Annotated in this window: 11 protein-coding genes; all 11 read left to right on the top strand. The window is 69.9% G+C overall.

What is annotated here, in order from left to right; genetic code table 11:
• Positions 1 to 95: 95 nt before the first annotated feature.
• The 11 genes from D9R12_RS09625 to ftsZ all read left to right on the top strand — a co-directional run bounded on the left by D9R12_RS09625 (position 96) and on the right by ftsZ (position 14,450).
• Positions 96 to 1,883 carry a peptidoglycan D,D-transpeptidase FtsI family protein gene (locus D9R12_RS09625; RefSeq protein WP_244671877.1) on the top strand — a complete coding sequence of 596 codons (1,788 nt, stop codon included), beginning with the start codon at positions 96 to 98 and terminating at the stop codon, positions 1,881 to 1,883.
• Positions 1,880 to 3,391, top strand: coding sequence for a UDP-N-acetylmuramoyl-L-alanyl-D-glutamate--2,6-diaminopimelate ligase (locus D9R12_RS09630; protein WP_122230070.1), 1,512 nt, complete (start codon positions 1,880 to 1,882; stop codon positions 3,389 to 3,391). The genes D9R12_RS09625 and D9R12_RS09630 overlap by 4 nt, the downstream gene beginning before the upstream one ends.
• A complete protein-coding gene (locus D9R12_RS09635) occupies positions 3,388 to 4,875 on the top strand; it encodes a UDP-N-acetylmuramoyl-tripeptide--D-alanyl-D-alanine ligase (protein WP_122230072.1) in 1,488 nt (495 codons plus the stop codon). The genes D9R12_RS09630 and D9R12_RS09635 overlap by 4 nt, the downstream gene beginning before the upstream one ends.
• Positions 4,865 to 5,950, top strand: a complete 1,086-nt coding sequence (gene mraY, locus D9R12_RS09640) for a phospho-N-acetylmuramoyl-pentapeptide-transferase (protein ID WP_122230074.1) — start codon at positions 4,865 to 4,867, stop codon at positions 5,948 to 5,950. Before D9R12_RS09635 ends, mraY begins: the two co-directional genes overlap by 11 nt.
• Entirely contained in the window at positions 5,950 to 7,248 is a 1,299-nt protein-coding gene (gene ftsW, locus D9R12_RS09645) for a putative lipid II flippase FtsW (protein ID WP_014159406.1), read from the top strand. Before mraY ends, ftsW begins: the two co-directional genes overlap by 1 nt.
• Positions 7,245 to 8,366 (top strand): undecaprenyldiphospho-muramoylpentapeptide beta-N-acetylglucosaminyltransferase, encoded by a 1,122-nt coding sequence (gene murG / locus D9R12_RS09650; protein ID WP_342345477.1) that lies wholly within the window; start codon positions 7,245 to 7,247, stop codon positions 8,364 to 8,366. The genes ftsW and murG overlap by 4 nt, the downstream gene beginning before the upstream one ends.
• Entirely contained in the window at positions 8,363 to 9,814 is a 1,452-nt protein-coding gene (gene murC, locus D9R12_RS09655) for a UDP-N-acetylmuramate--L-alanine ligase (protein ID WP_122230078.1), read from the top strand. Before murG ends, murC begins: the two co-directional genes overlap by 4 nt.
• Positions 9,811 to 10,767 (top strand): D-alanine--D-alanine ligase, encoded by a 957-nt coding sequence (locus tag D9R12_RS09660; RefSeq protein ID WP_122230080.1) that lies wholly within the window; start codon positions 9,811 to 9,813, stop codon positions 10,765 to 10,767. The genes murC and D9R12_RS09660 overlap by 4 nt, the downstream gene beginning before the upstream one ends.
• Positions 10,764 to 11,657 carry a cell division protein FtsQ/DivIB gene (locus D9R12_RS09665; RefSeq protein WP_122230082.1) on the top strand — a complete coding sequence of 298 codons (894 nt, stop codon included), beginning with the start codon at positions 10,764 to 10,766 and terminating at the stop codon, positions 11,655 to 11,657. The genes D9R12_RS09660 and D9R12_RS09665 overlap by 4 nt, the downstream gene beginning before the upstream one ends.
• The gene (ftsA, locus tag D9R12_RS09670) at positions 11,654 to 12,889 is read left to right on the top strand and encodes a cell division protein FtsA (protein ID WP_014159411.1); all 1,236 of its coding nucleotides are present in this window, start codon (positions 11,654 to 11,656) and stop codon (positions 12,887 to 12,889) included. Before D9R12_RS09665 ends, ftsA begins: the two co-directional genes overlap by 4 nt.
• A gap of 304 nt (positions 12,890 to 13,193) precedes the next feature.
• Positions 13,194 to 14,450 (top strand): cell division protein FtsZ, encoded by a 1,257-nt coding sequence (gene ftsZ, locus D9R12_RS09675; protein ID WP_122230084.1) that lies wholly within the window; start codon positions 13,194 to 13,196, stop codon positions 14,448 to 14,450.
• The last annotated feature ends 151 nt before the right edge of the window (positions 14,451 to 14,601 follow it).

Genomic DNA, 14,601 nt, shown 5'->3' on the forward strand with positions numbered 1-14,601 from the left:
AGGCCATCGGCCGGCGGCTGAACCGCAACGGCGAGCGCCGCGGCGCGCTGCCGCGCAACCGCAACCGCGCACGCTTCAGCCTGCGCAACCGGCTGATGCTGGTCGGCTGCACGATGGCCCTGTGCTCGGTCAGCCTGATCGGCCGGGCCGCCTACGTGCAGCTGGTCAACAGCGACTTCTATCAGAAGGAGGGCGATGCGCGCTTCATGCGCGAGATCGCCATCCCGACCTCGCGCGGCATGATCACCGACCGCAATGGCGAGCCGGTGGCGGTGTCCTCGCCGGTCGAATCGGTGTGGTGCGATCCCAAGGAGCTGATGAAGAACCCGGACCGCTTCCCCGAGCTGGCCCAGGCGCTGGGCGAGCCGCTGGACAGCCTGACCCGCCGGGTCAGCCAGAAGGCCGACCGCGAGTTCATGTACCTCAAGCGCCGGATCAACCCCGACGCGGCCAGGGCGATCGTCGCCCGCCACGTGCCGGGGGTGTATGCGCAGCGCGAGTACAAGCGCTTCTACCCGCAGGGCGAGGCGATGGCCCACATCCTGGGCTTCACCAACATCGACGACCGTGGCCAGGAAGGCCTGGAGCTGGCGTTCGACGACTGGTTGCGCGGCAAGCCGGGCCTGAAGAAGGTCATCCGCGACCAGGCCGGGCATATCGTCGAGAACATCGACCTGGTGCGCGCCGCGCAGCCAGGCAATGACCTGACCCTGAGCATCGACCGTCGCATCCAGTACCTGGCCACCCGCGAGCTGCGCAACGCGGTGGAGGAAAACCAGGCGGCCGGCGGTTCGGTGGTGATCCTGGACGTGGCCACCGGCGAGGTCATCGCCATGGCCAACCTGCCGACCTTCAACCCCAACGCCGCTGACCTTGGCAGGCCGGACGCGCACCGCAACCGGGCGGTGACCGACCTGGTCGAGCCCGGCTCGACGATGAAGCCGCTGACCGTGTCCACCGCGCTGGCCGCCGGGGTGGTGACGGCCAACACCCTGATCGATACCAATCCCGGCTACATGGCGCTCAGGGGTGGCTTCACCATCCGCGATGTGCCGCGCAACAACGGCGTGCTGACCGTGGGCGGGGTGATCACCCGCAGCTCCAACATCGGCGCGGCCAAGATCGTGGAGAAGGTGCCGGACCAGACCTTCTACGACACGGTCCGGGCCTTCGGCTACGGCAGCAAGCCGCACAGCGGTTTCCCCGGGGAAGCCACCGGCACGGTGCCCTCGCCCGGAAGCCCGGGCTGGTACGGCACCACCAAGACCACCATGTCCTACGGCTACGGCCTGAACGTGTCGCCGCTGCAGATTGCACGCGCCTACGCCACCATCGGCAACGGCGGCCAGCTGGTGACGCCGACCTTCGTCAAGGGCATGCGCAACGAGAATGCCGTGCAGGTGGTCCCGGCTGAAGTGGCCCGCCAGGTCATCGCGATGATGGAGACCGTGGTCACCCAGGGCGGCGCGAAAGACGCGGCGATCCCCGGCTACCACGTGGCCGGCAAGACCGGGACCGCGCGCATCGCCGCCGGCGGCAGCTATGCCTCGGGCCACTACACCGCGCTGTTCGCCGGGCTGGTGCCGGCCACCCATCCGCGCTACGTGATGGTCACGGTGATCCGCGATCCGCAGGCCGGCAAGTATTACGGCGGCCTGGTCTCGGCGCCGGTGTTCCACAACGTCATGGAAGGCACCCTGCGCCTGATGGACGTGCCGCCGGACGATATCGACAGCTGGCTGGCGATGCAGGCCAGGGACGAAGCCAGGCGCGCCGCACAGGCACCCAGGCGTGCGCCAGCCACGGTCGCCGCGCTGCCCAGGCCGTTGCCCGCACCGATCCAGGCCGAGACCGAACCGGCCCTGCCCAGGAGCCTGGAATGAGCCGCGCCATGGCCCTGTCCGCGCTGCTGCCCGACGTGCCCGCCATCCCGGCAGGGGTGGTCGTGCACGGCCTGACCCAGGACAGCCGCAGCGTGCGCGCCGGTGATGCCTTCGTGGCGATCGGCCCGGTCGACAACAGCGCCTCCAGCTGGCACGGACTGGGCTTTGTCGAGCAGGCGCGTGCGCGCGGCGCAGTGGCGATCCTGTTCGAACCGCCGGCCCCGGAGTCGCTGCCCGCACCAGCCGATGCGATCGCCGTGCCCGGCCTGCGGGCGCGCCTGGGGGCGCTGGCCGACACCTTCTACGGCCACCCCTCGCAGCAGATGACGATGGTCGGTGTCACCGGCACCAACGGCAAGACCTCCACCGTGCAGCTGCTGAGCCAGGCCTGGCACCTGCGCGGCACCGTGAGCGCCAGCATCGGCACGTTGGGCGCGGGCCTGTACGGCCAGCTGCGGCCGACCGGCTTCACCACACCGCTGGTGCTCGAGCTGCATGCGCTGCTGGCCCAGCTGCACGATGCCGGCGCACAGGCGATCGCGATGGAAGTCAGCTCGCACGCGCTGGCCCAGACCCGCGTGGACGGCGTGCATTTCGACGTGGCGGTGTTCACCAACCTCAGCCGCGATCACCTGGACTACCACGGCGACATGCAGCGCTACGGCGCGGCCAAGGCGCGGCTGTTCCAGCGCCCGGGGCTGAAGGCGGCGGTGATCAACCTGGACGATGGCTTCGGCGCGACCCTGGCGGGCACGCTGGCCGGGGACGTGCAGCTGGTCGGGGTCAGCGCCCATGGCGCGACCGCTGCCCGCGTGCAGGCGCGCGAGGTGGTGCTGGACAACGCCGGGATCGGTTTCGACCTGGTGATCGGCGCCACCACCCATCCGGTGCGCTCGCCACTGCTGGGCCGTTTCAACGTCGACAACCTGCTGGCGGTGGCCGGCGTGCTGCTGGCCACCGGCGATGCGCCGGCGCAGATCGCGCGCACGCTTACGCAGCTGCAGCCGATCCACGGCCGCATGAACCGCCTCGGCGGCGTCGATGGCCAGCCGCTGGTGGTGATCGACTACGCGCATACACCCGACGCGCTGGCGCAGGCCCTGACCAGCCTGCGCGCGCACGTGGCCGGCCGGCTGATCTGCGTGTTCGGCTGCGGTGGCCAGCGCGATGCCGGCAAGCGTCCGCAGATGGCCAGGATCGCGCAGGACCATGCCGATGTGGTGATCGTCACCGACGACAATCCGCGCCACGAAGACGGCGAGGCGATCGTGGCCGACATCCTCGCCGGCTTCTCCGACGATGCGGTCTACGCCGTGCAGCGCGATCGCGCCGCGGCCATCGCCCGCGCCATCGGCCAAGCCAGGGCCGGCGACATCGTCCTGATCGCCGGCAAGGGCCACGAGCCCTATCAGGACATCGGCGGGGTCAAGCAGGCCTTCGATGACACCGTGCAGGCCCGCATCGCCCTGCAGGCGCGCGCGCCGGACCCTGCGCAGGTGCGGCGATGAACCGGCTTGCGCTCTCGCTCATCGCCCACCTGGCCGGCGGCCACCTGCACGGCGAGGACACCACAGTGGACGCAGTGTCCAACGACACCCGCGCGCTGCGCAGCGGCAGTCTGTACGTGGCCCTGCGTGGCGAGCGCTTTGATGGGCACGACTTTGTCGCCGCGGCCGCACAGGCTGGCGCGGCGGCGCTGCTGGTCGAGCACGCGGTCCAATCCGAGCTGCCGCAGGTGATCGTGGCCGACGCCCAGCTGGCCCTGGCCCGGCTTGCCGCCGGCCTGCAGCGCGACCGCAGCGGCAAGGTCGTGGCGATCACCGGCAGCAACGGCAAGACCAGCGTCAAGATGCTGGTGAGCGCCATCCTGCAGCGCGCCGGCCAGACCTATTCCAGTCCCGGCAATCGCAACAACGAGATCGGCCTGCCGCTGGCGGTGATCGAGGCGCCGGACCAGGCCGAGTTCGCCGTCTACGAAATGGGCGCCGGCAAGCCGGGCGACATCGCCTACCTGACCCGGATCGCGCGCCCGGACGTGGCCCTGGTCAACAACGTCGCCGCCGCGCACCTGGAACGCCTGGGCAGCCTGCTGGGCGTGGCCCAAACCAAGGGCGCGATCTACAGCGCGCTGCCGGCCGATGGGGTGGCGGTGATCAACGCCGACGACGCCTTCGGCGAATACTTCGCCGCCCTGGTCCCGGGCCGGCGGGTGCTGCGCTTCGGCCTGGAATCCAGCGCCGAGGTCAGCGCCCGCGCGGTCATGACCGATGCCCAGGGCTCGCGCTTCACCCTGGTCAGCCCGGACGGTGAAGCCCCGGTCGCGCTGGCCCTGCCGGGCCGCCACAACGTGCGCAACGCGCTGGCCGCGGCGGCCATCGCGCTGGGCTGCGGGGTGCCGCTGGCGGTGATCGCCGAAGGCCTGGCCGCGGCCCGACCGGTCGCCGGCCGGCTCCTGGCCCATCGGCTGGACCGTGGCGCGATGCTGATCGATGACAGCTACAACGCCAATCCCGCCTCGCTCGATGCCGCCATCGCCACCCTGGCTGCCGCGACCAGACAGGGCTGGCTGGTGCTGGGCGACATGCGCGAACTGGGCCCGGAAGCCGCCACGCTGCACGCTGCCGCCGGCGCCCGTGCCCGGCAGGCCGGCATCGCCCGGCTGTATGCGCTGGGGCCGCTCAGTGCCCATGCCGCCCACGCCTTCGGCGAAGGGGCGCGCGTGTTCGACAGTCATGCCGCGCTGGCCCAGGCCCTGCAGCACGATCTGCAACAGATCGCAGACCCGGACCCGGGACCCGGAACCCGCGAGAAGCAGGCGCAAACGCTGTCCGTCGCGCCTGCGCAAGCTGCTGTTCCGGGTCCCGGGTCCCGGGTCCCGGGTCCCGTGCTTCTGATCAAGGGCTCCCGTGGCAGTGCCATGGACCGCATCGTGTCGGCGCTGCTTCCGGCCGCACCCACGCACTCTTCGGGAGGCACCGCGCATGCTGCTTGAACTGACCCGCTGGCTGACCCAGTTGGAGAGCCTGTTCGCGCTGTTCAACTACATCACCCTGCGCGGCATCCTGGCGGCGCTGACCTCGTTGTTCCTGTCACTGTGGCTGGGCCCGGCGGTGATCCGCCGGCTGGCCCAGTTCAAGGGGGGGCAGCCGATCCGCAGCGACGGCCCGCAATCGCACTTCTCCAAGGCCGGCACCCCGACCATGGGCGGCTCGCTGATCCTGGTGACGGTGTTCCTGTCGGTGATGCTGTGGGGCGACCTGCGCAACCGCTACGTGTGGCTGGTGCTGGTGGTGATGCTCGGCTTCGGTGCAATCGGCTGGTATGACGACTGGATCAAGATCGTCAGGCGCGATCCCAATGGCTTGAAGTCGCGCTGGAAGTACCTGCTGCAGTCGATCTTCGGCCTGGCCGCAGGCCTCTTCCTGTGGCACACCGCCGATGTCGCCGCCGCGACCACCTTCTACATCCCGCTGTTCAAGGCCGTGGCCCTGCCGCTGGCCGGGGTGGGCTTCATCGCCATCGCCTACTTCTGGATCGTCGGTTTCTCCAACGCGGTCAACCTGACCGACGGCCTGGATGGCCTGGCGATCATGCCCACGGTGATGGTGGCCTGCGCGCTGGGCGTGTTCGCCTATGCCTCGGGCAATGCGGTGTTTTCTAGCTACCTGCAGATCCCGCAGGTGCCCGGCGCCGGCGAGCTGGTGATCATCTGCACGGCCATCGCCGGTGCCGGCCTGGGCTTTTTGTGGTTCAACACCTATCCGGCCATGGTGTTCATGGGCGACATCGGCGCGCTGGCCCTGGGCGCGGTCCTGGGCACCATCGCGGTGATCGTGCGCCAGGAGCTGGTGCTGGTGATCATGGGCGGGATCTTTGTCATCGAGACGCTGTCGGTGATGATCCAGGTCGCCTCGTTCAAGCTGACCGGCAAGCGGGTCTTCCGCATGGCGCCGATCCACCACCATTTCGAGCTCAAGGGCTGGCCGGAACCGCGCGTGATCGTGCGCTTCTGGATCATCACGGTGATCCTGGTGCTCGTCGGTCTGGCCACATTGAAGGTGCGCTGATGAACGACCATCGCAGGCAGGCCACGCGCCTGGAATCCATCGTCGGCCAGTACGATTTCTGGCTGGCCAGCGCTGTTGCCGCGCTGATCTCGGTGGGCGTGGTGATGGTGGCCTCCAGTTCCATCGCCATGGCCAGTACGCCGTTCTACTACCTGACCCGCCACGTCCTGTTCGTGGGCCTGGGCCTGGGGCTGGCCTGGGCGGCCATGCGCATGGAGCTGAAGACCATCGAGAAGTACAACCGGCTGCTGCTGATCGGCTGCGTGCTGCTGCTGTTGCTGGTGTTCGTCCCGGGGCTGGGGGTGAAGGTCAACGGCGCGCGGCGCTGGATCAACCTGCTGGTCACCCGCTTCCAGACGGTCGAAGCGGTCAAGGTGCTCTACATCGTCTGGCTGGCCAGCTACCTGGTGCGCTTTCGCGATGAGGTCAACGCCACCTGGCCGGCGATGCTCAAGCCGCTGGGCGTGGCGGTGCTGCTGATCGCGCTGCTGCTGGCGCAGCCGGACTTCGGTTCGTCCACCCTGCTGCTGGGCATCACCGCCGGCATGCTGGTGCTGGGCGGGGTCAACCTGCCGCGCATGTCGATGCCGGTGCTGGTTGCGCTGCCGGGGCTGGTGGCGCTGGTGGTGTTCGAACCCTACCGCATGCGCCGGGTGACCTCGTTCCTGGATCCGTGGGCCGACCAGCTGGGCTCGGGCTACCAGCTGTCCAACGCGCTGATGGCCATCGGCCGCGGCCAGTGGACCGGGGTCGGGCTGGGCAGTTCGGTGCAGAAGCTCAACTACCTGCCCGAGGCGCACACCGACTTCATCTTCTCGGTGATCGGCGAGGAGCTTGGCTTTGCCGGGGTGTGCGCGGTGATCGGCCTGTACGCGCTGCTGGTCGGTCGCGCCTGCTACATCGGCTATCGCTGCGTGGAGATGCGCCGCCACTTCGCCGGCTACATCGCCTTCGGCATCGCCCTGTGGATCGGCATGCAGGCCTTCGTCTCGGTCGGCGTGAACCTGGGCATGCTGCCGACCAAGGGCCTGACCCTGCCGCTGATCTCCTCCGGCGGTTCCTCGGTGCTGATGACCTGCGCGGCGATGGGCCTGCTGCTGCGCGTGTCGTATGAGTTGAGCCGGGCCGAGAGGCAGGTCGCCCTGCTGCGTGGGGAAGCGGCGCCGCCGCCGGCCGATGGCAGCAAGCCTTCGCCTTCGCCCGCCCCTGCGGCCCCTGTCGCAGCGGCGGCCGCGACCACCCGCGGCAGCAGTCGCCTGACCTCGCGCATCGAGCCCACCTTCGAGAGGATCGGATGAGTGTTCACGCCACTGCCTCGCAAAGGCCCGCACCTGTCGGTGCGCAGATGCAAGAGGAGCATCCGGTGATGATCCTGGCCGGCGGCACCGGTGGCCACATCTTCCCCGCGCTGGCCGTGGCCAAGGTGCTGCGCGCGCGCAACGTGCCGGTGGTGTGGCTGGGCGCGGACGGGCAGATGGAAACGCGGCTGGTGCCGCAGCACGACATCGCCCTGGACACCATCGCGGTCAGGGGCCTGCGCGGCAAGGGCACCCTGGCCCTGCTGGGCGCGCCACTGCGCGTGCTGGGCGCGGTCAAGGCCGCCGCTGCGGTGCTGCGCCGGCGCGATCCGCGCGCGGTGATCAGCTTCGGTGGCTACGCCGCCGGCCCCGGTGGCCTGGCCGCACGCCTGCAAGGCCGTCCGCTGCTGGTGCACGAACAGAACCGCGCGCCGGGGATGACCAACAAGGTCCTGTCCAGGTTCGCCCGGCGGGTGTTGACCGGCTTCCCGGGCAGCTTCGCCGCGCGCGAGGAAGTGGTCGGCAACCCGGTGCGAGCGGAGATCGCGGCCATCGCCGCGCCCGACCAGCGCCTGGCCGATCGCAACGGCCCGCTGCGCCTGCTGGTGCTGGGCGGCAGCCAGGGCGCGCGCGTCTTGAACAGCGCCGTGCCGCAGGCCCTGGCCGCGTTGAAGCTGCCGGCGCAGGTGCGCCACCAGTGCGGCGAAAAACTGCGCGCCGAGGCCGATGCGGCCTACGCCCAGGCCGGCGTCCAGGCCAGCGTGGAAAGCTTCATCGCCGACATGGCCGGCGCCTATGCATGGGCCGATCTGGTGGTGTGCCGGGCCGGTGCCTCGACCCTGGCCGAGCTGTGCGCGGCCGGGGTCGGCAGCGTGCTGGTGCCCTTCGCCGCCGCGGTCGACGACCACCAGACCCGCAACGCCCGCTACCTGGTCGAACATGGCGCCGCGGTCCTGCTCAAGCAGGACGACAGCTTGGGCGTGCAGCTGCAGCGGGTGCTGGCGGTGTTGTCGGCCGATGCACCGCGCCGCCTGGACATGGCCACCGCCGCGCGCCGCCTGGCGCGTCCCGATGCCGCAGAGCGCATCGCAGACATCATTCTGGAGGAGGCCGCATGATTGCCGCGGCGCGTGAACGCCGGCTGCAGAACACCGGCGACCTGGCCCAGGTCTTCCGCCGCGTGCACTTTGTCGGCATCGGCGGCTCGGGCATGAGCGGGATCGCCGAAGTGCTGTGCACGCTGGGCTATGAGGTGTCTGGTTCCGATGCCGCGGAAAATGCCGCGACCAGGCGGCTGGCCTCGCTGGGCGCGCGGGTGATGCGCGGCCACAATGCCGCCAACGTGCTGGGCACCGATTGCGTGGTGGTCTCCAGCGCGATCAGGGCCGACAACCCCGAGCTGATGGAGGCGCGCAGCCAGCGCATCCCGATCGTGCCACGGGCGATGATGCTGGCCGAGCTGATGCGCTTTCGCCGCGGCATCGCCGTGGCCGGCACCCACGGCAAGACCACCACCACCAGCCTGACCGCGGCGGTGCTGAGCGAAGGTGGCCTGGATCCGACCTACGTGATCGGCGGCCAGCTGCTCTCGGCCGGCGCCAATGCCAAGCTCGGCGATGGCCAGTGGCTGGTGGCCGAGGCCGACGAGAGCGACGGCAGCTTCCTGCGCCTGAGCCCGCTGATCGCGGTCATCACCAATATCGACGCCGATCACCTGGAGAACTACGGCAACGACTTTGCCCGGGTCCAGGCCGCCTTCGCCGAATTCCTGCAGCGCCTGCCGTTCTACGGCCTGGCGGTGCTGTGCATCGACGATCCGGAAGTGGCCGCGCTGGCCGCCGAAACCCCGCGCCACGTGATGACCTACGGCCTGTCCGACAACGCCGACATCCGCGCCGAAAACGTGGTCCAGCAAGCGGGCCGGATGCGCTTCACCCTGCGCCTGCCCGAGGATGTGTCGGTCAACGTCACCCTGGCCCTGCCGGGCAGGCACAACGTGCTCAACGCGCTGGCCGCGGCCGCGGTCGGCTGGCAGCTGGGCGTGCAGCCGGGCACGATCGCCCGCGCGCTGGCCAACTTCTCCGGCATCGGCCGCCGCTTCAACGACCTGGGTGCGATCGACACCGGCCGCGGCGCCACGGTGCAGCTGATCGACGACTACGGCCACCACCCCAACGAGCTGGCCGCGGTGTTCGCCGCCGCCCGCGGCGGCTGGCCGGACAAGCGCCTGGTGGTGGCCTTCCAGCCGCATCGCTACAGCCGCACCCGCGACCAGTTCGACGCCTTCGCCGCGGTCCTGAGCGAAGTCGATGCGCTGGTGCTGAGCGAGGTCTATCCGGCCGGCGAAGCACCCATCGCCGGCGCCGATGCCAAGTCGCTGGCGCGCGCGATCCGGGCGCGCGGCCGCAACGAACCGGTCGTGGTCAGCCAGGTCGGCGAGCTGCCGGCGGTGCTGCCCGACCTGCTGCAGGACGGCGACCTGCTGCTGATGATGGGTGCCGGCGACATTGGCCATGTGGCCCAGCAGATCGCCGCGCACGGCTTTTCGAAGGGCACCGACGCATGAGCGCGCCGTCCTTCCCGCCGCCGCGCAACACCGATCCGGCCGCGTTCGGTCGGGTTGCCGTGTTGATGGGCGGGACCTCCAGCGAGCGCGAGGTGTCCCTGAACTCGGGGCGCAACGTGCTCGAGGCCTTGCAGGCGCGGGGCGTGCAGGCCCATGCGGTCGATGGCCTGCCGGCCCTGCTGGAACAGATCCGGGCCGGTGCCATCGATCGGGTGTTCAACATCCTGCACGGCGGCGACGGTGAAAATGGCGTGCTGCAGGGCCTGCTGACGGCGCTGAAGGTGCCCTTCACCGGGCCGGGCGTGCTGGGCTGCGCCCTGACCCTGGACAAGATCCGCACCAAGCAGGTGTGGATCGCCTCGGGCCTGCCGACTCCGGCCTTCCGCCGCATCCGGCGCGGGGACGACCTGCGCGCGGCGGCGGCCGAGCTGGGTCTGCCGGTGTTCGTCAAGCCCTCGACCGAAGGCTCCAGCGTGGGCGTGTTCCGGGTCCTGGCCGAGCAGGACCTGCAGCCGGCCATCGACTTTGCCGCCGGTTATGACGGCGAGCTGCTGATCGAGCAGATGGTGCAGGGCGAGGAATACACCGTCGGCATCCTGGACGGGGTCGCGCTGCCCTCGATCAGGATCGTGCCGGCCGGGGCCTGGTACGACTACCACGCCAAGTACATCGCCGAGGACACCCAGTATCTGTGCCCGGGCCTGTCCGGCCAGGAGGAAATCCAGATCCGCCGGTTGTCACTGGCTGCCTTCGAAAGTGCCGCCTGCAGCGGCTGGGGCCGGGTGGATGTGATGCGCGATGTGTCACGCGGCCTGCAGTTGATCGAAGTGAACACCGCGCCGGGCATGACCAGCCATTCGCTGGTGCCCAAGGCGGCGCGCCAGGCCGGTATCGGTTTCGAGGAACTGTGCTGGCGCATCCTGGAATCGACCCTTCAGGCGCGCCCGGCATGAGCAACGTGCTGCGCGTGCTGACCTGGATCCTGGCCCTGGCGCTGGTCGCGCTGCCGGTGGTGGCCGTGTTCAACGGCTGGATCGGCGCCGAGCGCTGGCCGCTGACCCGCCTGCGTGTCAGTGGCGCGCTGCATCGGGTGGATCCGGCGCAACTGCGCGCGGTGGTGATGCCGTACGCACAGCGCGGGTTCTTTGCCGTGCAGCTGGGCCAGGCCCAGGATGCGGTCGAACGCCTGCCGTGGGTCGAACGCGCGCAGGTGCGCAAGCGCTGGCCCGACACGCTGGAAGTGATCGTGGTCGAGCACAAGCCGTTTGCGCGCTGGGGCAGCGATCGCCTGCTGTCGGTCGAAGGCGCGTTGTTCCCGGTGCCGCGCAACGTCGATGCCAGCGCGCTGCCGCAGCTGGGCGGCCCCGACGCGCAGGTGGGCGAAGTGGTGGCGCTGTACAACGAGGCCAGCGCGCTGTTCGCGCCGATGGGCCTGAAGGTCGATGCGCTGGTGATGGATGCGCGCGGCAGCTGGTCGCTGAAGCTGGGCAGCGGCCTGGACGTGGTGATCGGCCGGGCCGATGCGCGCCCGCGCCTGCAGCGCTTCGCGCGTCTGCTGCCGCGTCTGCTGGGCGACCCGCGCACGCTGCAACGGGCGGACCTGCGCTACACCAACGGCTTCTCCCTGACCTGGGCCGAGCAAAGCCGGGACCCGGGACTCAAAAGCGGGGACTCGGGACCCGGGACTCCGGACTCGGTAAGCGCGCGCGCAACAGCGACACCGGCGACGGCGAGAGAAGCGGCATCGGTATGGAACGCGCGGGCACCGCTCTTGCGAGTCCCGCGTCCTGCGTCCCGCGTCCCGGCTTTCTCCTCATCCGCCATTTCCAGCAGGACGACATGAACCGCAAAGGCGACAAATCCCTGATCGTCGGACTGGACATCGGCACCTCCAAGGTGACGGCGCTGGTCGGTGAATATTCGCCCGGCAACCCGATCGAGGTGATCGGCATCGGCAGCCATGAATCGCGCGGGCTCAAGCGCGGGGTGGTGGTGGATATCGAATCGACCGTGCAGTCGATCCAGCGCGCGGTGGAGGAAGCCGAGCTGATGGCCGGCTGCGAGATCCGCTCGGTCTATGCCTCGATCTCCGGCGCCCACGTGCAGTGCAGGAACTCGCCGGGCATCGTCCCGATCCGCGACGGCGAGGTGACCTGGTCGGACCTGGATCGGGTGCTGGATGCGGCCAGGGCCGTGGCCATCCCCGCCGACCAGAAGATCCTGCACGCGATCCCGCGCGAATACGTGCTGGACAATTCCCAGGAAGGCATCCGCAATCCGGTCGGCATGACCGGCGTGCGCCTGGAAGTCCATGCACACCTGGTGGTCTGCGCGCAGTCGGCCGCGGCCAACATCTCCAAGTGCGTGCAGCGCTGCGGCCTGCAGATCGACGACCTGATCCTGTCCTCGCTGGCCTCCTCGGTGGCGGTGCTGACTGCCGACGAACGCGAGCTGGGCGTGGTCCTGGTCGACATGGGCGCCGGCACCACCGACCTGGCCGTGTTCGTGCAGGGCGCGATCTGCCACACCGCGTCGCTGCCGATCGCCGGCGACCACGTCACCAACGACATCGCCCACATGCTGCGCACGCCCACCCCGGAAGCCGAGCAGATCAAGGTTCGCTACGCCTGCGCGCTGGCCCAGTTGGCCACCGCCGAGGAAAGCATCCAGGTGCCATCGGTCGGCGACCGCCCGCCACGGCGGATGCCGCGCCATGCGCTGGCCCAGGCGGTGCAGGGACGCTACGAGGAGATCTTCGAGATGGTCCAGGCCGAGCTGCGCCGCTCGGGTTTCGAAGAGCTGGTCCGCGCCGGCATGGTCCTGACCGGCGGTGCCTCGAAGATGGAAGGGGTGGTCGAGCTGGCCGAGGAAATGCTGCAGATGCCGGTGCGCATCGGCATCCCGCAGCACGTCACCGGGCTGGGCGAAGTGGTCGGCAACCCGGTCCACGCCACCGGCGTGGGCCTGCTGCTGATGGGCAGCCAGATCGAACATCCGCGCCGCCCGTCGCTGCCCACCGGCAAGGCCGGCAGCTTGTTCAAGAAACTGCAGAACTGGTATCGCGGCGAGTTTTGAATCAGGCCGGGACTTGGGGCTCGGGACCCGGGACCCGGGACCCGGGACTCGGAAAAGCGGAGAGCGGAGAGCGGAACGGAGGGCGGAAAGAACGAGCAAAAATCGCCGGCGCGAAGGCCGGGCAGGGTACGGGAAAGCAGCTTTCCCGAGTCCCCAGTCCCGAAACCCGAGTCCCGGCTCCAGGCAACAAGCGACATCCACCAGAAAAATCGCCGGCGCGAAGGCCGGGCAGGGTACGGGAAAGCGGCTTTCCCCAGTCCCCAGTCCCGAGTCCCGAGTCCCGGCCTCAATGAGGACAACGGACATGGCACATTTCGAACTGGTTGAAACGATGACCCCCAACGCGGTCATCAAGGTCATCGGCGTGGGCGGCGGCGGCGGCAACGCCGTGGCGCACATGGTCAACAGCAGCGTGGACGGGGTGGAATTCATCACCGCCAACACCGACTCCCAGGCCATCAAGAACTGCGGCGCCAAGCTGCAGCTGCAGCTGGGCGGCAATGTCACCAAGGGCCTGGGCGCCGGCGCCAACCCGGAAGTGGGCCGCCAGGCCGCACTGGAAGACCGCGACCGCATCATCGAGGCGCTGACCGGCGCGGACATGGTGTTCATCACCGCCGGCATGGGCGGCGGCACCGGCACCGGCGCGGCGCCGGTGGTGGCCCAGCTGGCCAAGGAAATGGGCATCCTGACCGTGGCGGTGGTCACCAAGCCGTTCCCGTTCGAGGGTCGCCGCCGCATGCAGGTCGCGCTCAAGGGCATCGAGGAACTGTCCACGCACTGCGACTCGCTGATCACCATCCCCAACGAGAAGCTGATCACCGTGCTGGGCCGCAACGCCACCATGATCCAGGCCTTCCGCGCCGCCAACGACGTGCTGCTGGGCGCGGTGCAGGGCATCGCCGACCTGATCGTGCGTCCGGGCCTGATCAACGTCGACTTCGCCGACGTGCGCACGGTGATGAGCGAGATGGGCCTGGCCATGATGGGCACCGGCGTGGCCCGTGGCGACGACCGCGCCCAGGCCGCGGCCGAAGCGGCGATCCAGAACCCGCTGCTGGACGATGTGAACCTGGCCGGCGCCAACGGCATCCTGGTCAACATCACCGCAGGTCCGGACTTCACCATGGCCGAGTTCGACGAAGTCGGCCGCACCGTGGAAGGCTTCGCTTCGGAGGACGCCACCGTGGTGGTGGGCACCGTGCTCGATCCGAACATGCAGGACGAAGTGCGGGTGACCGTGGTCGCCACCGGCCTGAACCGCGCCGCCGTGCGCCAGCCGGTCCGCACCGGCGCCGACCTGGGCGGCAGCTTCCAGCGCGAGCCGGTGCGCGCACCGATCAAGCTGGTCCGTGACGCCACCACCGGCATGCCGATCGATGCGGTGGCCATGCCCAACACCACCACCAGCAAGTCCGATCCGGTGGTCGGTGCGACCCAGGGCCTGGGCCTGCGCCGCAATGCGGGCGAAGCCACTGCGTCCAGTGCCCCGGCCGGGGCGGCGGAGCTGCCGGACAACTACCTGGATATCCCGGCGTTTCTGCGTCGCCAAGCGGACTGATGCCGTCCATGGCGGAACAGATGCGACTCCGGATAGGCCTGCCCGGCCATCCATGGCCGGGCGTTCGCCGGCACGCGAGGCCGTGCCTGGCGTGTGTGCCGCTCACCCAGGCCGACTGATTCACCCGTCCGCAGCGCCTGCGTGCCGCCAG

It is taken from the genome of Pseudoxanthomonas spadix (genome assembly GCF_003703395.1).
Taxonomy (GTDB): domain Bacteria; phylum Pseudomonadota; class Gammaproteobacteria; order Xanthomonadales; family Xanthomonadaceae; genus Pseudoxanthomonas_A; species Pseudoxanthomonas_A spadix.

Excerpts from the sequence above, each read along its gene's own strand:
- D9R12_RS09625 (WP_244671877.1), top strand. The coding sequence starts at position 96 with ATGCTGGTCGGCTGCACGATGGCCCTGTGCTCGGTCAGCCTGATCGGC.
- D9R12_RS09630 (WP_122230070.1), top strand. The coding sequence starts at position 1,880 with ATGAGCCGCGCCATGGCCCTGTCCGCGCTGCTGCCCGACGTGCCCGCC.
- D9R12_RS09635 (WP_122230072.1), top strand. The coding sequence starts at position 3,388 with ATGAACCGGCTTGCGCTCTCGCTCATCGCCCACCTGGCCGGCGGCCAC.
- mraY (WP_122230074.1), top strand. The coding sequence starts at position 4,865 with ATGCTGCTTGAACTGACCCGCTGGCTGACCCAGTTGGAGAGCCTGTTC.
- ftsW (WP_014159406.1), top strand. The coding sequence starts at position 5,950 with ATGAACGACCATCGCAGGCAGGCCACGCGCCTGGAATCCATCGTCGGC.
- murG (WP_342345477.1), top strand. The coding sequence starts at position 7,245 with ATGAGTGTTCACGCCACTGCCTCGCAAAGGCCCGCACCTGTCGGTGCG.
- murC (WP_122230078.1), top strand. The coding sequence starts at position 8,363 with ATGATTGCCGCGGCGCGTGAACGCCGGCTGCAGAACACCGGCGACCTG.
- D9R12_RS09660 (WP_122230080.1), top strand. The coding sequence starts at position 9,811 with ATGAGCGCGCCGTCCTTCCCGCCGCCGCGCAACACCGATCCGGCCGCG.
- D9R12_RS09665 (WP_122230082.1), top strand. The coding sequence starts at position 10,764 with ATGAGCAACGTGCTGCGCGTGCTGACCTGGATCCTGGCCCTGGCGCTG.
- ftsA (WP_014159411.1), top strand. The coding sequence starts at position 11,654 with ATGAACCGCAAAGGCGACAAATCCCTGATCGTCGGACTGGACATCGGC.
- ftsZ (WP_122230084.1), top strand. The coding sequence starts at position 13,194 with ATGGCACATTTCGAACTGGTTGAAACGATGACCCCCAACGCGGTCATC.